Here is a 23735-nt window from a genome sequence, read left to right as displayed (position 1 = left end):
GTCATTCGCGGACAACGCCGCCATCGATGCAGCCTAGCTTTGCCGTCGCAAATTATAGCGGCCATCGATGTCCAGTCCATGAAACGAAACCTGCTTTCTTTTCCGATCTCGAGCAACGTTCGCTTCGTCGCCGAACTCGGCGTGGAAAATCTTTGGGATGACGATTGGATGCGCCACTGAATCGATCCACATGGGTCTCATCCGCACGACAAATAGCGAACGGAAATTGGCGTCTGCGCTGACTAAGCCATAAGGAATGGCACTTCTTGAAATCTACCAGGAGATGCATCTAAGCATACCGCTACTTTTACGTGTCCGCAAGCTTTTATTCGTCGCTCCGAGTTGTTCAACACGCGCGTGTTTCATCAGATTGTCATATCGGGACCAGTCTTCTGACTTCGTTGATCCAGAGAGCGAGGCGAAATCTAAACGCTGCAACTCCCATTGCAGTTTAACAACTGACTCAATCCCTCCATTTGCGAGATCCCCTCCGTGACCGAGGCTGCCGGCCGATCTGGGGCAGTGATTTGCGTTTTTGCTCCATCCGGGGGCGTAGATCTTCCTTACGAGGCGCAACGTTTTTCCTGGCGGATTGCGGCTGAGAAAGCTGGCGGATTGCGGCTGAGAAAGAGAGAGTGCGTGGACACGCTGCGCCAACAGAAAGAAAGTGGAGCGTCAAACAGGCCCGATCGGGTGTTCCATTTAGATCATGCTAATGCTGCACGCAGATGGCCAAGATCTGACGCGAGGCCCGCCTCGCCCGATTCGAGCCGTCAGACACCAAGCCATTTGATTTGCGCGGAAAGGCTCGTGGCGCTGCCGAGATGCACTTCCCGCTCGAAGTTATCCGGTGCACATGCGGGGCGCTTCAGCCGAGCCCTTCCGCTGTATCGATTGGCCGCGACAAAGCAAACAAGGCCGGCAACAAGTCAGGATCTTAAGATCGCGAGCCACGAATTTCGCTGCGCGCCGGCTTTTTGAGCCCTACACCGCTATCGGCGGGACGAAGCTGAAGGCGAATGCCCGATCCAAGGACATCAGCTAAGCTAAGCCACCATTGTTCTTAGCGAGCGCCGTTGTCTCACCCTAAACAACTCCAGGGCGCTTGGTAGCACACGCAACAAAAATGCACGTTTTCAGAGAAGACGATGAAAGAATGCGCGGGAAACGCAACAACGCGCCCGCGCACCCGAGCCATGATGTAAGATGCGCGTCGTACAACAGCGCCGGTTAAAGGCTGAAGTTCGTCACAAGCCGAAATGAAAATCTTTCAAGGGTTACTTGGATGTGCGGACAAAGGCGGTCGTGAGCGCCTCGCCGCTGCTCGCCCCCTATCCTTCATCGCGCAGATCCTAAGCTTGTAGCCGCTCCGCGCGACAACGTACTTATCCTAGAAGCCAGTTCCGGAATAAGACCGCTCTCCCCAGCAGAACGGAAAGATTCGAAGCACAAATCATCTCAAGCTGCGTTTATTTGGAAGCTCTCATAGAATTGAATGACGCCTGTTTATGGATCGATGAGTGGCTCGTTACGGAGCTCAATGGAGTAGACGATGCCTCAGGAGACTTGGAAAATGACACGATGGATGGCTTCGGTGTGCCTTGGGCTGGTACTCGTGGCACCGGCAAAGGCACAACCCATCTGGATCTGGACCAACCAATATGGCTCAACACTCAGCGTGAACAGCTATGACCAGAATACAGGCGCGATCTCCGGCACCTATACGAACAATGCAAGCAATAGCTGCGACGAAGGTGTGCCTCAAGCGGTGACTGGCTGGCTTGCTCAGACCAATCAAGGCGCAGCGATCAGTTTTACGGTCAACTTCGCCGGATGTGGCTCGACGACCGTGTGGACGGGGCAGCTGAATAGTGCGTCGGACTTTCAAGGACTTTGGCTGCTCTCACTCGCAGAGCCGGTCGTATGGAATGGCATCAGCGCCGGGGCCGACACCTTTACATTCAAGACCGGCGACAGGGCAAAATTGCTGTCAAGTGGCGGCGCAGCTAGCCAGGGCGGCGCAGGCGAGAAGCTCTCGAACACAAAGACGAGCCAAAAATAACGGCAAACCCTCCTTGGGAACGTATCGATCAAAGGATCGCGACGCAGATAGCCATCATGCTGGTTTCCAAAAGCATTATTGCCAGTGGCGGGAGCTCGAGCTGCCGGATTCATCCCCTCGATCCAAATGCTGATCCTTCAGTTGCGAGCCGTGAGGCTCGCTGACGTCATGCGCAACGTAATCCGCTCTCAAGCATAAGGCACGGAGGCAATTAATATGTCCAACCACGAGAAGAAGAATGGCGGCACAGCGGAGGCTCTCATCAAGAGCATCGCGAAGGCCAACAGGAGAGGAGAAGCATCACGAGCAAGACGATAAGCATGGCCATCGTCCTCCTCCGCCGCCTCACAAGCCACCTGGGCCCCCAGAGCCTCCCAAGCCTCCGCCGCGTGTCGTGGGATGAGTCAATTGCACGATTGTTCCGCGCAACAGGAGTTTGCGCCTTTGCGCCGCGGTCGGATCTGCGACTTCCGGGTCGCCTTCAGATGGAGCTCGACGCCTTCAGGGCTGAAAGCGTTGAGCCCCACCTTGACAAAGGCGCGCTGCAGGACGGCCGCCTTGTCTTTGATTTCGAATGGCCTCGCGAGGGCGATATTCTTCCGCTCAGGGCGGTATATCCGGACGGCTATGCGATTCTACGGCCGCTGGTGCTGCTGCGGGATCCGGCACCTTTTCGCGGCCGGCGACACGTCGCTCCGGACGGTACCATATGTCTTATCGGTCGAGGCAGCCGGCAATGGAGGTCCAAACTAACGGTCCCGGCCTTGCTTAAGGAGAAGCTCGCCGAGGCGCTGAAGGCAATCGGCAACGAAGATCCGCAGGGCGAACCGGCCGAAGTCTGGTGGAATGGCACGCCAATCGAAGATTGGCCATTTTGCTTGATCGAGACGACTTGGAATCTCTGGGTCAAGGGCATCAAGTCGGGGCAGCTCACGGTCAAATACGGTATCGATGATAGTCAAGCGGGCGCTCCTCGGCTTCGCGCGGCTGTGACCAGAGTTTTGGGCGGCGACGGCGTCGTTCTGCGCCTGTGCGCAAGAGCGCAAGCGCTCGCCAGATCACCGGCGCCGACGACAACCAAGGCGTATCATAAGCACAGACGTGTTTTGGAATACTCGAGCGGGTCGGAGACCGCACCGTGACAACCGATGGCTTGGCCGATGATCATCGACTAGTAGCCTCTGCGTTGATCCTGGCAGCAGCGTCCACACTGCTGATGTGACGCTGCTCAGCTTAGTGGCCGCTGCGCTCATGCTTGGAAGCGCTCAACCGAGCGTTTAGCCTCGACGATTGGGAGGCAGCTCACACCAGCCGCGCATCGTAGTCCCGCTCCCGATGCCTCAGCTCCGGAACTGCTCTTCGAAATATTAAAAGACGCTCAATTTCCGAAAACGACAATGCACACGCCTACATGGCCGGGTCCATGGTTAAACTCTGAACCTACCAGCTTTGGTAGGCTCCTCGTTCCGGCTTCGGCGCTATTCAGGGAGCACGCCGTGCGAGGTAGCTCCCGCCGAAACGCACGCACGTTCCGGTCTGTATGTCCGCGGCTCAGGCATGGTGCGAGAAACCTGCTTGTTCCTTGACTTACTAGGAGACCAACATGGCCGGAGTGATTGGCGAGCTACGCAACATGCAAGCTTTCGAAGCCCTCGAATCAAACGGTCCGCTCGTACTCACGTTTGTTTCCGGCTATTTTCAGTCGGGCGCGCGGCTCGTTAATGCTAACGGACGATGGTCGAAACGTCATCGACTTCTTTTCCGGTGCTAGCGCGCTGAACTACGGCCACAACAACCACGCGATCAAAGCTGCTATTGCCGAGTATTTAGCTTCAGATGCCGTAATCCACGGGCTTGATATGGCCACTCCCGCAAAGCGCGAATTTATGGAGACTTTCAGCTCCGTCATACTGAGGGAACGGGGTCTGCAATACCGTTTTCAATTCACGGGGCCCACAGGTGCTAATGCTATTGAGGCGGCCTTAAAGCTCTCACGCAAAGTTACGGGACGTCAAAATATCGTTTCATTCACGAACGGATATCATGGAGCGAGTTTAGGAGCGCTTGCCGCGAGCGGCAATCGTTTTTATCGCGCTGCCAGCGGAGTATCTTTGTCTGGCGCTACTTTCATGCCCTATGATGGCTATCTTGGGCCAGCCGTTGATACGGCTGACCACCTGCGAAAGCTATTGCTGGACGAGAGCAGTGGTATCGATTTGCCAGCTGCTATTCTCGTCGAAACTGTTCAAGGAGAAGGGGGCATAAATGTAGCTAGCAAGGAATGGTTGCGATCAGTACAGGCCATCGCAAGGGATGTTGGCGCGCTTTTCATAGTCGACGATGTCCAGATGGGCTGTGGCCGAACGGGTGAATTCTTTAGTTTCGAGTTCGCGGCGTTGTCGCCCGATATTGTGGTAATGTCGAAATCGCTAAGTGGGTACGGTCTGCCTTTATCGATGTTGTTAATCAAAGAGGCGTTCGACGTATGGCGGCCAGGAGAACACACCGGCACGTTTCGTGGAAATAACCTCGCGCTTATTTCTGCAACCGCAGCTATAAATATCTATTGGCGCAGTCGGACATTCTCGGAGGGTGTTCAGCGCATGGGAGAACTTATGCGAAGCCGACTTGCGGCCATTGCATCCGAACATGGAGACAGTTTTGCTGTTCGAGGACGGGGCATGGCCTTGGGGTTCGATTGTAAAACGGCCGAAATCGCTGAGGCTACGTCACGCAAGGCATTTGAGAAGGGATTGATGGTCGAACGATGCGGACCCGTTGATCAGGTCGTAAAATTCTTGCCTGCACTCACGATCGACCATGAGACACTAAATGCAGGTCTTGAGATATTCGAGGAATCGTTGGCGGAAACACTAAACCAAACTGGGCTCGCAGCAACCTAACCCCAAGTGAAGCCAAGTGTCGAGGGAAGACGGCGTGGCTTCGCCGGAGGAGCATCGGGTGATGAGCAGAGTTGGTCGGGGTTGCTCAGCCGACCACGCGATGCGGTGATCTGCGCCGCATAGCCCACTGGGTTGATAGCCGAGGGCAAAGTGCTGGTGGATGTTGTTGTGGTTCGCCACCCATCGCACGGGACCACCCGAGCGCGATTGAGAGTGCACCACGAAGGCTCGCTCCAGAGTACAGCTGCGTAAGCGGCCCTGCAAGCTCTGGCAGGCACGGTTCTGCATGGACTTGGCGCGTGCGATGATGTGCTGGCAAACACGGTGCGCGCTGGCCCAGGCGAAGACCTCGTTCGAGGTAAAGTCGAACCCTGTTGTGCAAAACGATGAGCGGCAACGGGCATAAGGCCTCCGCCTCGTCATCGCGAGTTTTGCCTTTGGCACGAGCTGATCGGCGGAGGCACCGGTAGCAAACGCCCGCAAGGCCCCGAGCTTGGTGTCGATCCAAATTTGCGCGCAGCGGGTCCGAACCTCTTTCGTCGGCATGCGCGAGGCGTTTGGAGATCACCGGCTGCGGGTTGGCCGTGATCGAGGTGAGTGCCCCGCGCGTCCGGGTCGCGCCAGGCGTGGAGCTGAACGAGCTTTCGACGGTACTGTTGGCCCTTCGGGCCGGTGGTAGCGCTATGGTCTGATCTCAAGGCGGTACCGGCGACGTCTTCGTGTTTCGCGGCAAGGGCATGGCGGGCCTTGCTCATGGCGGTTGAACGACGGACGCTCGATAACGGTTACCAGCTCGTGGAACTGCGCTGGCGACATCATGTGCCGTAAGCTGCGTCCTCAAATCGGCCCCGTTAACGCTCAAGAACGCCCTGCGGCCTTTGAAAGGTGGTGCCTATAGCGCGACAATCTGGATGGGCAGGACTTCCACCCTGATTGCCGCGCCGCAGAACGACGTCGCGAATCATCAACCATGATGTCTCCAGCGAGATTGGCGACATCCTCGGACGGCTCGTCCGATAGCCTGATGTCTTGATCTCTGCATCAAGCAGAGCCTCGCGCTTGAAGATCGAGGCCTTCACTGGCAAGTGACTCCTTCCCCGCAAGGCAATGGCGTCAGACACCACCGTACAAAACGAACAATAGTGTCATCCCGGCGCTACGACATTCGTGATTTTTCTGAGCTGACCAATTTGCGATTTCCATCGATGTGGCGTTGATCCGATACTCGCTTGCATTGCTATGCTGGACGTCTACCCGCACGTGGGAAGAGCGCTCGAGCGCCTATAGTTCGTGCCTTAATCGCCTGGAGGTAACTGTGGCAAAGGATTCCAAATCACGCAGCGTAAGTTCTCCGAAAACGGGACTGCATCGCGGCACCACAGGATACGCGATCAACTTCTTTCGCTCTGATATCTTGGTTAACCTCCAGCTGGATCTCAAGCGGATCGAGAAATCAGGCATTGATGAAGACGTCTGCAGCAAAATTAGAGAGCTGCTCAGTGCGCTTGTGAGTGCGGCATCGGCCGAGCCAAAGGGCTCTTTTTGGGGAAGAGCCGTGCACGAGGTATTACGAGATTACGAGCTCACGTATCGCGAATGGAACAATGTAAAGGGAACCGATACTCAAGCAGCGCGGAAACGAGATGAATTACTTTCCAGGCTGCAAGACATCAGACATGCAATCGCGAACGTCTGCCGCCGTAACGCTCATAGCTTATCCGAGGCACACGATCTCGAGCTGATCACAGCGATCAACGAAGCTCTAAAAGAGGCGATCAAGGCCGTCCCCGGAACATTTTCTGCTCTCACCAGGAGCGCCGAACGGTTTGCGGCTCGCGCTCTTACGTGAACACTGTATGGTTCGTTCGAATCCAGACAGATGCATTTGACTCATTGCCGATCTGTGAGAGACTTCTTGGAGGGTGTGGTTCGAGCCGCCTCGAATACGTTCCCTCCGACGGGAGAATGCGAAAGCAGCCACACCTCCTGCGCAAGGCAGCCGCCACTTGCGGCCTCGCTTGGCCTTCACGGGCGCTCGGAAAGTTGCTTTGACGTGCTTTCCAAGATCATGTTGAAGCGAATTCTGTAGAGCCTTTGAGAGCAACGGATCCTGTCCACCGTTGGAGGAGAATATTGCTCTTTTTTCACCGCGCAGAGGCGGTACCACTTCAGTCAAGATCAGCACCCGATAGTTGACTTTCAAATGATCGGGTGCGCATCGAGTTCACGTTCCGAGGAGATGTCTGCGTAACCTGCGTGCATTCTCAGCGATCGCGCGGCACCTTGGTTCAAACGGTCGGCGAGTTCGACGTCGCGCGCGATGCTGCCCAGTTCAAGCGCGGGAGCACCTCCGGGGTTCGCAGGACAGAGAACGTTAGCGCTCTGCTCTAGGCGGCAAAAGCTGCGGCCTCCTGGTTGAACCGACTAGGGAAGCCCCGGGCGGCTCGGAATAACGTCACCTAGGGGCTCGCTTTCCAGGAAATCCTGTCCGACAACGACGCCGAGTTCGCCTCCGGCAACAACCCACAGGAACATCCCTTTGAGGCCATGCTGCTCGAACTCGGTATCAAGACCTTATCGGCCGCAGGCCAATGCCAAGGTCGAGCGGTTCTGGCGAATCCTGGAATGACTGGGAATCGGGCCAACGACCGGCGCCGTCATCCGATCCGCGGAATGAAGTCCGGCAACTTCCTTCCAGAATACTGAGTGACATTTCCTCAATCCATGCGCGAGTCTATGTCGACAGTATATTTCCTGTCGGTATGCTCCTGCTTTCGCGTGATCAGCGCTACGCTTCGAGACGACGGCTCCCTTACAGCGTCTTCAGATACTCGAGAAGTGCTCGCCGCTCAGTGTCGGTCAATTCTGGTCCGATGACCCCAGGCGGCAACTTCGCTATATCGGTTTCCTTGCCCTCAAACGAATGCCCGCGATTGCTGTTTCCGAGCAGCGATACATTGAAGTCCGTCAAGCCGGCCGCACAGACATCGCTCGCTCGCGTTTTCGTGATAAGCCCAACGTGAACTGGATCGAATTCGCGGCTGCCGACGCAGAAAGAGCTCGGCCGCTGGCTCTGCGGCAACAACATGTCTTTCAGCGTAGGCACGGACCCGTTGTGCAGATAGGGAGCCGTTGCCCAAACACCGTCCAGCGGACGCGCCCGGTAATGAGGTTCAAGAGCAAGAACATCTTCGTCCCTGCCGTTACGGCTCGCCCGCGCTCCAACATATACGCGCGGGTTTTGACAGTTTTTCCTCGGCCCCCACATCTGCTGCTTGGCTTTTTCGGAAGAGCCGTTCGCAACGTTCCATTGATCGATCGTCTTGCCCACCACATCCATCAGCGCGAGCACAAATAAGGGATCTGCCGCCCGATCGGCCGGAAGGCCGCAACCCCAGGCTTTGTTCAAATCATCGACTGGATTGAGGCCGAGCGACTCGGGTAAGTGAACCCGCCGCGTCGTCAGGACATTGGATTGTTGACGATCAGTACCGATTGCGTTCAGCGGCACCTGAACGACATTGAAATAGTGGCGTCCCCCGACCTCCACCCAATTCTTCTCGCCCTTGGCAGAGCGATCTGGGTTCTCGGGCTTCCAGAACGAATCGTCCGGCCACTTTGCGTCGAATGCGCGATCATTGACCGGTCCTCGGTGGCATTCAAAGCAATGCGAGCGATAAAGATCGCGGCCTTTCTCAACCAATTTTTCGTCAATGGCCCAGGCCGGGTCGCCTTGGAACCTTTCCTGCGCGTCTTTCCATCGTGGCGCGACAAGCCCGCTGAATTTTCTGCCGCTTGCCTCGGCTGACGAAAAGGGATCGGTGCCACGCAACAGCTCCTCGAAACGCGCGATGTCCGTGAGACGGATGGACGATTCAAAAAGCGGCCGTCCGGGCGCGGAAGCCCTCATATTGATTTTCGAGCTGACGCCGAGCGCCTCGCCGGAATTGCGAACAAGCTCGTTGAGAACCGAGGCGTCATACTGCGCCCAAAGGAAGTACGGCGTGTCCCAGATCGGCGGAAAGCTCACAGGGGCGTCGTTGCGGGCGAAGTTCCCTTTGAGGAGGGGATCGGGGAGTTCTCCGGTCGCAGGATCGAGAAAGTTGGTATAGAAGACCTGGTTGCCGATCCGGTTCAACGCATCAAGCCGGCCGAAACCCTCGTCGAGATGGCTGACGCCCTGCCCCGCCAAAAGACCATCACTAAGGGCCTTTTGCTGCTTGATCTTTTGAAGTGTGCGCTCGAGATCACTGCGAAGCTTGTTGCGATCGATGCTTCGACCTTCAATGTTTTCAAGCCGGCTGGCGAAGCGTTCGAACCGCCACGGCAAGATCAGCGTATAGCCGATCGACAGCCCGATGGCCCGTTCAACCTCGCCGAGATTGATCATCGCCGGCCCGCCGTCGTAGCGAATGCTGACATTCTTGTACTCGAGATGACCAGTATGACAGGCGGCGCAGGTCAGGCCAATCTGATCTTCATAGATGGCTCCCGTCGTCGGGTCGACGCCCCCCTTCAGGATTGCAAAACCTACAGGCAAACCATCTGGATTGTCAGCCGTGCTTGGTGTCCAAGTGGAGCTCACGTCCTTCGACGCATCCTCGTGATAGCCGTATGCGGGTGCGTGACGGGCAAAATCCTTTGAGCTTGGACTTGGGATGAAACCGAGGCGTCGCAGATAGTCGTCGTCCGTTAAGCTCGCGTAATGGATCGACAACTCAGGACGTTCCAGAGCCAGGAACCATCGATATGGCACGGGAATGGTCGCCGTGCCCTGCGATGTATGGTGAAACCAGTAACGCTGCCGTGAAGTCCAATTCTGCGGCAGCCAATACGCGCTGTCGATCTTCGACGGCGCGGGCAGTGTAGCAGGCAGCAATTGCGCAACCAGATTTGCGTCGCTCTTGATCTTGAGAGCCGCATCGCGAAGCTGCTCCGGCGCGAAATACGCCATGCCGGCCGACGCCACCGCGACGAACACGATCGCGAATATGAGACTGATGATATGAGGCCACCGCCTCACCCGGCCACCCATCCAAGAGCGGAACGAACGCGCCCCCATAGCACCCTCCATTTATTTCAAGTACCGCCTTCTGCCGCGCGTGCACGCTGGCAAACAATGGCGCTCACTATTTGTTCAGCAGTTGGCTATTGATGAAGTCGACCACGTCAGCGGTCTCGGCTGCCGCGCGCCGCGTTATGGTCGCGGCCGCCGGGCCGCCATGCAAGAACGACGGGAACCAACCGAAATTGCGAACATTCCAGTTTTCCCTCGGTAAAACCGCTGGGTTCACGCCAGGCACTGCGAAGTTCTGCACTTTCCTGGCGAGTGGCTGCGCCGTCTCGGTGTGACAACTCACGCAGTCCGTGTTGAAGAAATGACTCTTCTTCGGATCCGCAATGATGTTGACGATCTCGAGTACGCGGCTATTGGGGACATTGGCATCAATGAAATCGGCCGTCGAAACACCCTTGCGACTGGCGAGCGGCAAGGGCGGAGTCTGCAGCGCCGCGTGACGACACGTTATTGGATTTTGGTTGTTGGTGACAGGCCGTGGGACGACGTGGGTGCCACTGAGGATGCTGAACATCTGTGCGGCATGCAGGCCATCAAGCGTCGGGCCAGGCACCGCTATCAACCCGGCCTGCGGGACCCTTAGCATCGAGACGAAAACCCAAGGTTCGGGCGGTGAAATGCCCATGATAGCCATGGTATTGAGGCGCTGCGGCGAGAGATGCTTTTCCAGCAAGGCTTTTTTAACCGCATCACGAAACGGCTTCGCGGACGCCCCGACAAGGCCCGGATGCACGTTCATGTCACCGGCAGTCGAGACTTTGACATTGCCGAACTTTCCCGCCGCAAGTTGGTCGCGCAAAGACGCAACGTCACGGACGATCGCCTTGAAGGCTTCGTCGTCAGGCTTGAATCGCGGGAATGGCGCACAACCATCGAGAGGCGGATCAGGATCGAGGTTGAAGCTGAAGATGAGGTGGCCGGCAGTGTCATGGACCTTGAATCCTTCAGGTCCATTGGTCACCGGCTGAATGATCAGGCGGATTTGCGGTTGCCGACCAAACTGGGCGATGACGTCCGCAGACAATCCCGGTGCTCCCGGATCGATCCGGATGCCGGCAACAAACCAGGCTTCGATCCTTTTCACGACGTCAGGCAGCTGAATGCGGCGCGCGCCCGAGTCCGGCACGCCTGGGCGCTCGGGATTTTCGGCGTTTGCGATAAAACGTGAAAAATCCCCATCGGAAAAAAGCCGCTGCGCAGACCCTGTGGGGCCGGTGAGATCGGACACCGCGATCAGATTGACGAGGTCACCCGGCGATCTGGGCGGAGGAAATAGGATGGACACGTCGTTAGCCGAAAGCGGCTTCGATGCCGTCTGGGCCGGGGCTGCTCCTGCTCCCAAAACAACAGCGAACATCAGCCCCGCTGCGGACAGCTTTGCAAGCAGTTGACGACGTTTCGATTGGCATGTTTTCCCTTTTGCCATCGTCGGCAATTCCCCTCTAAGGCTCGGCGGTTGAATGTCAGATGTACAAAGCGCCGCTTTCAAGCTTCCGCTCTCCGCGTTACGGCATCTCGCAGCGGATCAGCCTTCTCACTCGCTACCGTACAGTTTGCTTTGCAAGGCCTTGAGTTGAGTAGGATGTAACGCCTCGTCAATGCAGCCGAGGAACATCTGGCTCCTTGCGCTGACATGCTCCCTATCAGCGGGGGCATGCTCCATGTCCGTTTGCAGCGAGCGCACAGCGATCCAGTCCTTCGAAGGGTCCGTAAGCAGCTCGAACAGTGTTCGGTCCTGGTAGGGATGGAGACGGAAGTGAGCGAACGCAACCTTGGCTGAAATCTTCGCATCTCGCAGTGCGTCCGGAAGCGTGAGGAGATCGAGCCCCGCCAGCTCTCCGACCTGGAGCATTTGATTCTGCGCTTCCTGATATTGCTCGCGTCCGACCAATTGGTACATTCCCCGTGGACGAAAGAGCCAACCGTCATCCGTTCCGGGCTGGTTTCCGAATGGGTTGTCCTCGTAGCCAAGAACAAAGTCCGCCAATTCCTTCGGATGGTTAAGCAATGCGTCCATGCCCACGGGTGGCTTGTTCGCGGCCGCTAGACCAGCGTTGTTCTTGGCGATTCGATCGCGCCATTTGCGCGGCAGTTGCGAGACCGCGCTATAAGAGAAATCTTCGCTGCTGCGTGTAAAATCGGCGCTGTCGTAGGAGATCGCCCCCAGGATGTAGGCCACAGGATGCGCGGATCGGTCTCCTCGACGCGGTCCCATTCCTGCAGCAAGGCCTTGACCTGCTCGGCCTGAAAATACGCCATATAGCTCTTTCGATATGGCGGCATGGGTGGGGGAGCTGGCGAATGGTCTTTGATCGATACTGCCAACTGGCGCTCGTAGGCAGCAACCTTGTCCTGGTACTTCTGATAGCCATGCTCCTGCAACCACTTGCTCTCATAACAAGCAAGCAATGGCTGCGGTTTGATCTTTGGCGTCGGCCGATATTCCTTGTCTAGCTCGTCGGCGTAGGCGGCCTGGGCAAGCTTGGCATCTTTGAGCGTTTCAAATGCGGACGCGACAGACCCGTTCAAGAGATGAAATAATTTCACTTGCAAGCAATCAGCGTTGCTCTGCCTCTCGCGCGATTGATCGAAGTCATCCTTGGGCACACAATCCCAAAAACGACCGCTGCTCAGCGAGATGATATCTTCGGTTTTATGAGACAGTGTCCAGCCAAGCGGTAGGCTGTAGAACAAGCCTGTGACGTCCGTTCGGCCAAAGCTTGGAAAGCGTTGCACGCTGGAAGTTACATCGTTCTCCGGCCGACGATCGATGTTGGTCGCGTGATTGAGCGCAACATAGGTTCGAGAGCTTCGCGTGCTCAAGAGCGCGCGCACCGGTTCCATGAGCTCACCGAACATGAAGGACCCGTGATCTTCGAACTGACCGCTCACCAGCGACAACAGATAAATCCGGAATTTTGGCGCGTCGGAGGTGCCCTTGATACTGTTGAGCCGCTCAATCAAATCGAGGGCGGTCTCGATTCCGGAATTCTCGATATATCCGCCGTCCACCAAGCGTGCCTGCGGATTGGCGGTAATACAGTCATTCCGCAAGGGAACCGTCGCTGCCGGCGTCACCCACGGAAACCGCGCGCTCGTAAACGCCGCCGCGCTCAGCGGAATACGCAGTGAGTGGCTCGTGACGGTTTGATCGATCCCGATGCCGGCGCGATCAAGCGTCGCGAGGATACACAGGTCTTTGGCTTTCGAGTGTAGCGGATCGATATCGAAGGGAGAGATCACAACCCGTTTGCCGCTACCGGCATCTGTCGTATTCAGCAACAGCGCCGGCATATTGTTGCCTGGTGTCCAATGTGACTGAAAGTCGGCCTTTAGCAGATTGGATTGATCGCCGATGCCCTCGTGGGTCTTGAGCATTCTGTCTGCAGCATTCTCCAGCGTGTATTCCAGAAAACGCGCGCGATCGAAATTTGGAATCGCGACCGGTGAAAACAACTGGGTGAAATCGGTAAATAGAAAACCGGCAACCAACGGCGAGAGAAAGTCCGTCTCCAAGACGCTTGCAACGCGTTGCTCTACCGGTCCGGAAACATCGATGTCCTCGGCCCGGCCGACGCCGGCCAGAAAGTCCGCGATTTTCGAGCATGTCTTTGCGTCGGGAGCGATCCCATCAAGTGGCGCATTGTCAGCATGAAGCGCAGCCGCAAAGATTGCCGAACCGACGCTTCCCCCGGAGACACCGCTTATCGCAAACAGATGCTGCCGAAACGCCGGACAGAGATCCTGCATCCTGGCTAGAAAGCGCGCAGCATTGTTGGCTGCGTAGATGCCACCGCCCTGGGCAGCCACAATGAATACGGGATATTCTCCGAGCCTCTCGGCCTCGGCCACCCGCGATTTTTGCAGAAGCCACTCACGAAACGCTTCGACGGCAGAAATGCGCGCCTTCTCTTTCGGTTGCCCGATTGCGCCGGCCACGGTGCGCAGCCCATGGTCGTCGCTTCCAAACAAGGAGGCAACCAGGAACAAGCCCCCAAAGACAACCGGTATAAATGGAAAATTGAACCTGATCGTCAGTAGTGCAAAGTGGGTGGTGAGACCAACCACGCACATCGTAAAGAGTGCGATCACGCCGAACGATCCGACGAACTGCGCAAGCCTATCGGGAAGCAAAACGAATCCCGTTGTCAACAGGGCGATGCCGCCGATCGTGAGCGCGAGAAATCTGTAGCGGATGAAATAGGCGTTGTTCGCCCGGCTCGCGAGCTCAGTAGAGCGATCTCTTGATCCCATCCGCCAGGCGAACATGACGAAGCAGGCGAGCAGGAACAACATGGCGAAGGCGAGGATGAGCAGCATGTTCCGCTCGAAGGCGAGCGCCTGGTCCTGAATGCGGAAGATACTTCCGACTTCCTCGACCTCACCGATCTTTTCAGCCGGCCGCGAGGCGATTTGACCTGCGGTCGCAGCGACTATCGGCAGCGCTCCGAGCACAACGGGCGCTAGTTTGATATAAAGGGCCAGCCGGCCCGTGGCGTGCGGGATTTGGGGTAGGGTTGCGGTGGTAAGCTGAAACGCGGCCGCCCAAATCGTTATCGCGATCACACCAAGGGCGATAAACTCCCTGACGGTTAGCCATCCAATGTCGTCAGCGGCGATCCGGTAGAGCTCCTGAATCTGATCTGGCAGGTAGAGCAAAATCGAAATGGCCACCGATAGAACAACAATCCACCGGAGGTTGCGCAACAATGTAAAGAGCTGCTCGCGCACAGTCATCGCGTCATGTGCCTCACACTGTCCAACGGAGATCCTGAGCGAGTAAAATAGGCTTGCATTCCAAAAAACTCGTACCAGCTCTCATCGAAAGCAATACGCCGGAGATTACAGGCGGCCTGCAAGAAATTGACCAGGGACACGCTATCGGACAGCGCGCTGAAAATTGATAGCTTAACCTACAGTAGTGGCGCGATTTATCGATGTATTCTGCTGGACGGTCAAGAGATTTTCGATGCGGATGACTCAAAACCGCGATCTCGATGTTTCGCGCCTCATATCCGCTAGCTTGCGCATTTTTTCTTCGTTAGTTCGCTTAGAGTGCCAAAAAACCCACAGCGTCGCCGCTCACCTCTATGTTGCTGTCGATTCTCATCGTGGATCACCATCGATGGATGTGTGCTTAAACGCTTACGGACACTTGGACGGGTTAGAAATCAGTTTCTTGAGCTGCGTTTTCTGGCTATGAAAGGTGAAACTCGCACTGCTGCCAGCGGCGGCCGGAAGTGCGGCAGTCGGCATCCGAGCCTCGGTAAGAGTGCGCCGATAGCGGCGAACGACCGCTGATCAAACGCTGGATCAGCTCCCCATAACCGCGGTTTCGCGCCGTCTCCGTGATTGCACACGCGGACCTGGCGCCGGCCGCCGCCACCTCGCCCTCGAACAGCGCCATTACGCGGCGTCTCGATGCTGAGCTTTGAGCGGGTTGGGGCATGCCGAAATCAACAGCTTGCGCGACAATCGCCGCTGACACATGTTGGATGGCAGTATTAACTGCTGCCATCTAAAACGTACCCGAGCATTCCGCCATGCCTTACCATCGCGGCATATTGCCCGCGCACAAAGCGGATCATCTACACTGCGGCCCTTGATGCGCATCGGAATGCGATCAATGCAGGCCTTAGCTCTGCGGAACCAAAGGACCATTTTAGTACAGAAGAATGGGCAGCACGGCTCGCTCGTCTTGCCGGCGCTTGCGCGATGCAGATCGGCGTAGAGTATCACAGCGCGGTAGAAGTTGCGGAAAGCGCGCTCAAATAGTCCGGACAAGACTTGCGAAGCGTGCTTGCCGATCCGGCCACAGAGGATGCTACTTGTTTGGAGCAGGTGCTGCAACGGATCTCCTACGGAACTTTTCGAAACTCAAGCAAAGTCAACTTTGGACCGCTCAAATGTGCGGGTGTCGACATGACCAGCCACTGAACTTTTAATCCGGCGGTCGGCGCAAAAAGACCCGTCAACTATTAACGCGCCAGCGGTCAATACGAATTTGACGACCGCGTCATGCTGTTGGCGGTGCTGGGCACCCCCGAATCCTGAGCGGCAAGGAGACGGCTTGCTCGCCCACCTGCGCGGGAGAGTAGCTCTCATAGGCGCGGCGAGCGCGCTCCGGCTCGCTCCACGACTTCTCGCCAGTCTGCACTTTCGGCGTCTGCGTTCAGCATGCGCGTATGGGTGACGGCTATAGATGGTGCAGCAGCGGCAACAAAGGAGCCATTCTCATACAATGCGTCGTGCTCGCCCGGGAAGCCCCACAGCAGGCTCCAACTCACCTGCACGCCCTGCTGCCGGCACCACTTTAAGAGCAGAATATGATGCACTGAGGTCGTTGCTTTGCGCATCAGTTTCAAAATACGAGTATCCAGGCTTTCGATATCCAGTTGAATCCAGCGGACGCCGGCGGCAGCCAGCCTCTCCACTTCTTGGCGCTTCAGGTTAGCTTTGACCTCAAAGAAGATCACGAGCTTCCCGGGCGGGTCGCCACTACACCACCATCCGGACACCACTGAAACGTGGGAAGGTAGCCCCGCTCTGATGTCCGTTGTCAAGGCTCAGAACGCACAGGTTCGTCCGATCGTTGATCGGCTGTAGATGTTGATGATCGCGCATGCTTGGAGACGGAACCGAGGGACGTCGGTGATCAAGCTCAGATACGCGGGTTGGCTACCGCAGTCCCGATTGTGCGTCCGAACTCTGCTCCGATCTTACTGCGGGCGTCGATGTTCTTTGCCGGCCATAAAGCGTCTGACGGGCATTCCCTCTACCGTGGTCCCACCTCCGCCAATGCGCGATGATGAGAGGGCCTGATCAGGCTGATGGCACTTGCCTGGCGACCGCCCACATGAAGCCGCCAGTTCACGGGCGATAGCAGTGCAGATCACCATCGTTCGCTTGCCGCGCGAAGCGAGCTTTCGGTAGCGAGCAGTCAGACGAATCTGCGCCTTCCATGTGAACCGCCTGCCACTGAATTGTCACTCGGCAACCGTTAGAGCCTCGGCTTTTGAATCGAGATCAGATATCGCAATCAGCTCGCACCCGGCAAGAGGTCTTGTTTGAAGCACTTTTCCCACCTGCGCAATCAGCAAGGCGCTCACGGCTTCGGCGGCGGAGGCGAGGTCGCCAGAGGAGATGAGGCAGGCTGTCATAAGGATCGGTGGATCTATCACGAGCGGCCTCAGATCTTCGTGGCCTGGAATATCGGGAATGTCGCCCTTGGGCAGGATCGCATTTGCGAGACCGGCCCTGACAAAGGAGAGCGCACTGGCGAACGTGTCGACTTCTGCGATGCAGTTCGGCATCACGCCGGCCACTTCAAACGTCCGATCCAATGCGTCGCGAATTGTGTTTGGGCGCGTCGGCAATACAAGAGGGAGCTCAGCCAATTCCTCAGGCGAAACGGCGGGAGCGACTTCTCCTGTATCGGGAGGACATACCAGGTGGAGTCGCTGTTGAAAGAGTGGCCGGCGAGTAACACCTGAGATGGGTTCATCCTCAAGCACAGCGCAGATATCAAGCGCTCGTGACGCGATGAGCGGCTTCATATGAAGAGAGTCACCCGTAACAAGATGGAGGCGCACTTTTGGGAGCACGGTCCGGCAGGCTTCCATCAAGGCGCAGGCGAACGAAGCGGCGAGCGCTGAGGACATGCCGAGCCTTACCGCGCACCTTCCGGTTCTCCTGCCGTAGAGCGGATGATGCCCCGCAGTTGATCAACCTGCTGAAGAATGGACGTGGCCTCACGATAAAAGACCTTGCCCTCGCGAGTCGGGCGAACGCCGCGTACGCTACGGTGCAGCAGCGCGACGCCAAGCTCGGCTTCTAGGGCAGACATCTGCTGACTCAGGGCCGGCTGCGCCACATGGATTGTCGCCGCTGCTCGACAAAAACTACCAGCATCCACGATGCCCGTGAAATATCGCAGATGACGTAGCTGCATAAAACTAGAAGACATGGCACCCTGGAACCGTCCGTAGTTGCTCGTACCTTTGATTGTCGCGTGCGCCGCCGGCAATTAAAGAAATCACGCAACCAACGCAGTCGCCAAAAAACCGAGACGCACATCACCGGTTGCACAGGAGGTTGGACACAATGTGCGCCGATAGCAGGACTCGAATCGAGGGCGGCTGCCTTGCGCACCTCAGGCAATGTTCCGGATGATACCATTAAGCGCTTCGTGAACCGCTTTGATAACGGCCGAATTCAGGCTCAAGAGTGTAGTGTGTGTGTTCATTGAAATCTGAAGCTTGAGCTGATCCATGGTGTCCTCCGGATTCATCGTCGCCACGTGACTTTTCAAGCTGCGTTCCGATGCCGCAACAGATCCGCCAAGCGCGCCACTTATGGTCTTGATATCCACCTCACCGCTCCAAGCCGGAGGATCGTCCGCTGTGGTGGCGCATCCATGTTGTACTGACAACATCTGTTGCGGCACCTATCGCGTCGCGTAATGTGTACAATGCGTCGAAATGACGCCTCGTGACACCGCTATCCATCTCACGTTTCAACGCTTGTCGCCAACTCTCGAACTCTCTCTCGAGGGCAGATAACTCTGTGCCATCGACGTCGTCGACCAGCCGTTTCTGCAGCTCAAGCACGACCAGATGCTCGCTCACAGTTGCCCCTCCTCTGCTATCCATTCCGGCTTGCTTGGATAGGGAACGTGCACGTCGGCCTCTCCGATACGCACAAGCATTCCGTCGCGTTCGATGACAACGATCTTGCCGAAATGATCGATATTGTCGCCGACTTTTAGGCGCGTTCCGTTATGAACGACGATAAATGGAGACCGGCCGAGGTGTACACCTCTCGCTAGCGGCAAGACCCCCGGCGAACAGTGTGCCTCGAGCCGAATGTGGGGCGCGAACTTCTCCTCGAAGCGGGAAGCAACAGTCTTCCATTCGCTATAGGCGGTTGGGGTAAGCGTCCCCGAAACGAGGACGACGTCTGCCTTCACCACGACATGAATCATGCGACGGAGTTCGGCTGTCGTCGCTGTCTCTAGAAAGGTCCGCGCGCGATCCGGCGTTGCGACCGTGTCATCAATTGTGCGGACCCCGGGGATATCCTGCTGCAGGTGGCGAAGCGCCGCTTTGACGATTGCATCGCTCGGGCCATATCCCGCTACTGATATCCCTCCGGGGCTCGCCACGCGAATACCACCCTCGATGCCGAATGCCCGCAGGACAGTCGCTGACAGGTCGATGAGCTTTGCATCAGACAGGACGGTGGCGGTCGCCGATTTCGGTGTTATCTCTGCGGTCAGCCCGGCGTCGCGCAGGGCTGCTTTGATCTTTGTCGCTTCTCCAGGTCGCAAGTCGCCGTCGATGATGAGGTTATCATCGGAGAGCGCGATGCTGAGCCCGCTTCCGACGTTCAAATCGCGAAGCACGTTCCTGGCAATTTTGATCGGATCGGTACCCGGAACGGGGGCCGGGGTGAAAAAGGAAGCAACACCCGCCATCCCGGCGCAAGTTCCATAGACGATGATCAGAAGGCCGCAAGCGGCCGCGCAAAGCCGAAATGGCCGAGGTATCGAGTTCACCACAAGACCGGCTTCTCGACTCCGGGTCGCCGGTGCTTCGGGAGCTGAGGGGGCATGCTCTGCATGCAGCCTTCTGCACTCGACCACGGAATCGATCTCCGGAAAGCTCCCACCGGGCGGGCCGATACTGAAAATCGTCCGCCCAACCTGAACCGGAGTGAGTGGATCGAGGATCGTCGGGTACTCTATTAGACAATCACTACCGCCGATGAGCACACCCGGTGCGAGCGCGGTGATCTGGATTTGCCCGGCCTCGATGACAATGCGAAGATGTGAGTCAACCAGTTCCGGATCTGCGAAGCTAAGGTCGTCAGCGTCATGGCTACCGACCAGCCACGCTCCATCGCCGAGCGATGTCTCGGCCCCCCTGTTGGGGCCAGATAGCACACGCAAGGACAGCTGGGTCTGATCACCCGTGAGAACATCTTGTTCTATGTTCGCATGTCTCATTGCAGCGATATCCGTCCCAATGGCTGTATGGAGATATCGTGCGGAAGCTCCTGATAGGACAGCACTGGAAGTCCGTAGAGGTCGGTTTCGATGATCTTGCGTACGTATCGACGTATATCCATCGAAGTCAGCAGCACCGGCTTGTGCGGCTGCTGGTTGAGGTTGCCGATAGCCTCTCGTATCGCGTCAATGATCTGACCTGTGGTGCGAGCGTCGAGGGCGAGATAGCTGCCGGCGGAAGTCTGCCGAATGGCATCGCGCACTGTATCTTCCACTTCTGGCGTGAGAAGGTACGCGGGCAACAGGTTCATGCCGATACAATACGGGATGCACAGTTGCCTCTTCAGCGCACAGCGCACATGCTCGGTCAACAGGACAATGTCTTTTTCGCTCTGTGCCCGTTCGACCAGTGCGGCGAGGATAGTGCGCATGTTACGCAACGAAACCTCTTCCGAGATCAGTCGCTGAAAGACCTCTGAAATCTTCTGCAGAGGCGCTGAGCGCAGTACCTCTTTTACGAGTTCTGGCAGTCGCACCTCAATCTGGTTCAAAAGAGCTTTCGTCTCCTGGATTCCGACAAACTCAGCAGCATGCCTCCGCAGGATTTGACCGGTGTGGTCGCTAACAATCTGAATCGGGTCCAGGAACGGGATGTCGGCAGCGCGCAACGATTCGCGATGTATGACATTCACCCAGACCGTCTCGATCCGAGGAAGGAAAGGTTGATCCAGAACATATGGGATGCCCACAAGATCAAGGTCCTCGGGAGTAGCACTTGCCAAAAGATGTTGCGACCGCAGTCGTCCTTCACCGCATGGTACTTCATTGACCATGATGACATACGCTCCATCCTTGCAGCTGTCGTTGACCCGCACATTGATCGCTGGAAGGGGGACGCCAAGGTCAAGAAGGAGGGCTCGCCGTTCTGCATCCAATGCTTTCTTTAGCAGATCGGGAGGGATGACCGCCTGAACGTCGCGACCGACGTCGATCATCAGGGGCACGGTGAACGTGATGCCATTGTCGGCCGCTGCGTCACCGTCTGTCGGCTCATCCGATGCCGTTGAGCGCGCTCCCCCTATCATCGAGTAGCGACGCGTTGGCGGTGCGGCCAGCCGCCGATTACGCTGCAGTTGCCAGCCACCGCCTCCGACCACGAGTGCCAAGATCATGAAGATCCCCATTGGAAAGCCAGGGATGAACGAAAAGAGCAGGAGAATGAACGATCCGACCATAAGCGCACGCGGTTGTGCGCTGATCTCGTTGCCGATCTCATTGCCGAGATCTGCACCGTTATCTTCGTCACTAACCCTCGTGACGATAAACCCCGCAGTAATCGCGGTAAAGAGAGCCGGTATCTGACCGACGAGCCCGTCTCCGACGGTCAGGATCGCATAAACCTCGAGCGCCTCGTACAATCCCATTCCCTTTTGAAACGAACCAATCGCGATCCCGCCTATGATGTTCACGGCAATGCTGATCAAGCCCGCGATAGCGTCCCCCTTGAGAAACTTCATGGCGCCGTCCAGGGCACCGTAGAGCTGGCTCTCGCGCTCAATCGCAACGCGGCGCCGACTTGCCTCTCGGATATCAATACTGCCGGCACGCAAGTCGCCGTCGACGCTCATCTGCTTGCCTGGCATCGAATCCAGAGAAAATCGTGCGGCAACCTCGGCCACACGCTCGGATCCTTTGGTGATGACGACAAACTGAACAATTGTCATGATCAAAAAGGTGACCGCGCCCACCACGAGATTGCCGGCCACCACGAAGTCCCCGAAGGTCTTGATGATCTGGCCGGCGTCTGCATGAAGCAAGATTGTGCGTGTCGCGGCGATGCCAAGCGACAACCGAAAGAGCGTCGTCACCAGAAGCACCGACGGAAAGGAGACGAATGCAAGGGGGGATCTAATATAGACCGCCACCATCAGCAGGAGTGCCGAGAGTCCCAGGTTGACTGCCTGTAGTACATCCATGAGGACTGGCGGCAGTGGAATGATCATCATGAAGATGATCGTGATCAGCAGCGCCACCAGAACAATATCATTGCGACCGGTCGCGACCGCTCGGACTCTGTCGAGAAACGTCACACTAGCCACTCGCGCTGCATCCTGTAGGTGCGTGTCCGGCATGATCGATGCGACGAACCGCAGACAGGTTCTCGCCTCGGCGCTGATCCTTGCGAAATGCCTCGACTAATACCCGTGACGGTCGAAATCGGCCTTCGCCGTCCCGTGACAATGGCGGAAACCGCCTTGCATGGGCAACGGCCTTCCCGCAATGTCCAGCGTTCGGCGGTGCGACGCGCCCGGTGGTGTTGAGATCGATTTGTCGGTCGCAGCTGCCAACCTCAGTACGCATCTAAGCAGCGATTCCCCGCGCGGCCTTGTTCTTGAGAAATTCGCCGAGCTTACGAAGTATAGTCGCGCAACGTATGCAGGTGGGTTTCTTAGGCTTCGTGGCGGTTCTAAGCATCGCTGCGAATCGACGCTTTCAATCTCCCGACTGTCGCCTTCGAAACAATGTCGTGGTAGGAAGCGAACAATAGTGTTCGCGCTGTCGGAACGATTGGAGATGCGCGGATGCTGCCGTGGGACAGCCACCGTCGATCCCGTCGCTCCCCCAGAGCAAGTACGGATCCTCCTACTGATATCATCGTTTTGCCGAAACATGCCGCCATCTCCCAGTCTTGATTGATCCCGTCACGGTTCGATAAACCGCAAGCTTCGGTTTGGAAACCTCGTTTCAAGATCAGTTCGACCTCGTCTGGAGGGAGCAACTATCATGCCGACTCCGTTCTCGAACCAGGAGGCCTGTCTTCAGCGGGAATGCGAGCGTGGCCGGCGTTTCATGAGCGGAATTTGGATGTAGTTCATTGGTCACTCGACTTGGGTCTACTATGCCGCCGTCGATCAACCATGACCATGCGACAATTTACCATTGTGCGTGTGGGGGATGATTGAGAATGCGCGCAAAAGCGACGAAGCGGCCTGCGCGGCGCCCGCGGGTGGCGTGGCCAAGTATGAAGTTGTTGTGATGCGGGGAGTGCCACCCATCCCAAACTGCGCAACTTTATCGCCTTCACGGGTGCGACCGACCGTTTGCCATCCAGTTCGGCGAGCCGTTTTGCAAGCTCAGCGGACGGCTCCCATGGCGTCTGTTCGCTGATCCCTGCTATCTTTTCACAGAGGCGCTGCGCCATAGAAGTTCTGCGCCTCCCCGTAACGGCTGCACCCGCACCGTTAGACGGTCCGCTCATTAGATCCATCAATTAGAGATCCGTCTGCTTCAGCCGGCCTGCGGTCAAGGCGCGCACCAAATGGTCGCATTTCTCGAGCTCCCGATATGCCTTACGTGCGGCGTTGTAGGCTTCCTGACGCGCCTGCCGCGCTTGTTCGATTTCCGACAGCGCCGCCTCAAGGCGCCGTTCGAGCAGCCGTTCGTGATCGTGCAGTGAGGCCATCTTCGCCTTCGCCTCCTCCAGATCGTTGAGAGCGACGGTTTTGCCAATCAGCAAATCGTATATCTCGCGCTCCAGTCGAGGTCGGTCTTGCCGCCATGCGCGAAGGACTGCCAGTGCAGCTTCGATAGACGCACCGGATTTGTCGATGGCTGACTGCCGCACTCGTAGAGTCTCGTCGGCTCGGCGACGCCGCAATTCCCTCAACTCAAGCAATTGATGCACGG

Annotated in this window: 17 protein-coding genes and 2 pseudogenes; 5 read left to right on the top strand and 14 right to left on the bottom strand. The window is 57.2% G+C overall.

Features of this window, described 5'->3' with window-relative positions:
* Positions 1 to 33: 33 nt before the first annotated feature.
* A complete protein-coding gene (locus ACVWW1_RS40195) occupies positions 34 to 192 on the bottom strand; it encodes a hypothetical protein (protein ID WP_456659709.1) in 159 nt (52 codons plus the stop codon).
* A gap of 1360 nt (positions 193 to 1552) precedes the next feature.
* Between ACVWW1_RS40195 and ACVWW1_RS40190 the strand changes: the two genes are divergently transcribed.
* From ACVWW1_RS40190 to ACVWW1_RS40170, 5 genes and pseudogenes are all read left to right on the top strand, one after another.
* Positions 1553 to 2062 (top strand): avidin/streptavidin family protein, encoded by a 510-nt coding sequence (locus ACVWW1_RS40190; protein WP_456659708.1) that lies wholly within the window; start codon positions 1553 to 1555, stop codon positions 2060 to 2062.
* 485 nt (positions 2063 to 2547) lie between these two features.
* Positions 2548 to 3204, top strand: a complete 657-nt coding sequence (locus tag ACVWW1_RS40185) for a hypothetical protein (RefSeq protein ID WP_456659707.1) — start codon at positions 2548 to 2550, stop codon at positions 3202 to 3204.
* A gap of 491 nt (positions 3205 to 3695) precedes the next feature.
* Positions 3696 to 4965: pseudogene (ectB, locus tag ACVWW1_RS40180) on the top strand (diaminobutyrate--2-oxoglutarate transaminase).
* Positions 4966 to 6280: 1315 nt separating this feature from the next.
* Entirely contained in the window at positions 6281 to 6814 is a 534-nt protein-coding gene (locus ACVWW1_RS40175; protein WP_429033808.1) for a hypothetical protein, read from the top strand.
* A gap of 698 nt (positions 6815 to 7512) precedes the next feature.
* Entirely contained in the window at positions 7513 to 7671 is a 159-nt protein-coding gene (locus ACVWW1_RS40170; protein WP_456659706.1) for a hypothetical protein, read from the top strand.
* 106 nt (positions 7672 to 7777) lie between these two features.
* Here the strand turns inward: ACVWW1_RS40170 and ACVWW1_RS40165 are convergent, their stop codons facing one another.
* The 13 genes and pseudogenes from ACVWW1_RS40165 to sctO all read right to left on the bottom strand — a co-directional run bounded on the left by ACVWW1_RS40165 (position 7778) and on the right by sctO (position 23733).
* Positions 7778 to 10027: a di-heme-cytochrome C peroxidase gene (locus tag ACVWW1_RS40165; protein WP_456659705.1), complete on the bottom strand. Its 2250-nt coding sequence runs from the start codon at positions 10025 to 10027 to the stop codon at positions 7778 to 7780.
* Positions 10028 to 10094: 67 nt separating this feature from the next.
* Positions 10095 to 11531 carry a hypothetical protein gene (locus ACVWW1_RS40160; protein ID WP_456659704.1) on the bottom strand — a complete coding sequence of 479 codons (1437 nt, stop codon included), beginning with the start codon at positions 11529 to 11531 and terminating at the stop codon, positions 10095 to 10097.
* A gap of 45 nt (positions 11532 to 11576) precedes the next feature.
* Positions 11577 to 12059 carry a hypothetical protein gene (locus ACVWW1_RS40155; RefSeq protein WP_456659703.1) on the bottom strand — a complete coding sequence of 161 codons (483 nt, stop codon included), beginning with the start codon at positions 12057 to 12059 and terminating at the stop codon, positions 11577 to 11579.
* A 26-nt stretch (positions 12060 to 12085) separates the two neighbouring features.
* Positions 12086 to 14779: a hypothetical protein gene (locus ACVWW1_RS40150; protein WP_456659702.1), complete on the bottom strand. Its 2694-nt coding sequence runs from the start codon at positions 14777 to 14779 to the stop codon at positions 12086 to 12088.
* A gap of 1364 nt (positions 14780 to 16143) precedes the next feature.
* Complete coding sequence (locus ACVWW1_RS40145) at positions 16144 to 16518, bottom strand: radical SAM protein (protein WP_429033815.1); 375 nt, start codon at positions 16516 to 16518, stop codon at positions 16144 to 16146.
* A gap of 346 nt (positions 16519 to 16864) precedes the next feature.
* Positions 16865 to 17016 (bottom strand): annotated as a pseudogene (locus tag ACVWW1_RS40140) (IS110 family transposase); the annotation flags it as partial.
* A 12-nt stretch (positions 17017 to 17028) separates the two neighbouring features.
* Positions 17029 to 17703: a LysR substrate-binding domain-containing protein gene (locus ACVWW1_RS40135; RefSeq protein ID WP_456659701.1), complete on the bottom strand. Its 675-nt coding sequence runs from the start codon at positions 17701 to 17703 to the stop codon at positions 17029 to 17031.
* An 8-nt stretch (positions 17704 to 17711) separates the two neighbouring features.
* Positions 17712 to 18068, bottom strand: a complete 357-nt coding sequence (locus ACVWW1_RS40130; RefSeq protein WP_456659700.1) for a LysR family transcriptional regulator — start codon at positions 18066 to 18068, stop codon at positions 17712 to 17714.
* Between the two features lie 126 nt (positions 18069 to 18194).
* Positions 18195 to 18413, bottom strand: coding sequence for an EscF/YscF/HrpA family type III secretion system needle major subunit (locus tag ACVWW1_RS40125; protein ID WP_429033819.1), 219 nt, complete (start codon positions 18411 to 18413; stop codon positions 18195 to 18197).
* A gap of 1 nt (position 18414) precedes the next feature.
* Complete coding sequence (locus ACVWW1_RS40120) at positions 18415 to 18669, bottom strand: EscE/YscE/SsaE family type III secretion system needle protein co-chaperone (RefSeq protein WP_429033820.1); 255 nt, start codon at positions 18667 to 18669, stop codon at positions 18415 to 18417.
* On the bottom strand, positions 18666 to 20048 hold the full coding sequence (locus tag ACVWW1_RS40115) for an FHA domain-containing protein (protein ID WP_456659699.1): 1383 nt from the start codon (positions 20046 to 20048) through the stop codon (positions 18666 to 18668). Before ACVWW1_RS40115 ends, ACVWW1_RS40120 begins: the two co-directional genes overlap by 4 nt.
* Complete coding sequence (sctV, locus tag ACVWW1_RS40110; RefSeq protein ID WP_429033824.1) at positions 20045 to 22138, bottom strand: type III secretion system export apparatus subunit SctV; 2094 nt, start codon at positions 22136 to 22138, stop codon at positions 20045 to 20047. The genes ACVWW1_RS40115 and sctV overlap by 4 nt, the downstream gene beginning before the upstream one ends.
* Positions 22139 to 23319: 1181 nt before the next feature.
* Positions 23320 to 23733: a type III secretion system stalk subunit SctO gene (gene sctO, locus ACVWW1_RS40105; protein ID WP_456659698.1), complete on the bottom strand. Its 414-nt coding sequence runs from the start codon at positions 23731 to 23733 to the stop codon at positions 23320 to 23322.
* Between the last annotated feature and the right edge of the window lie 2 nt (positions 23734 to 23735).

It is taken from the genome of Bradyrhizobium sp. JR3.5 (assembly GCF_054057015.1).
Note: the sequence above shows the minus strand (reverse complement) of the source record. Positions and strands in the feature narration are given on the sequence as shown.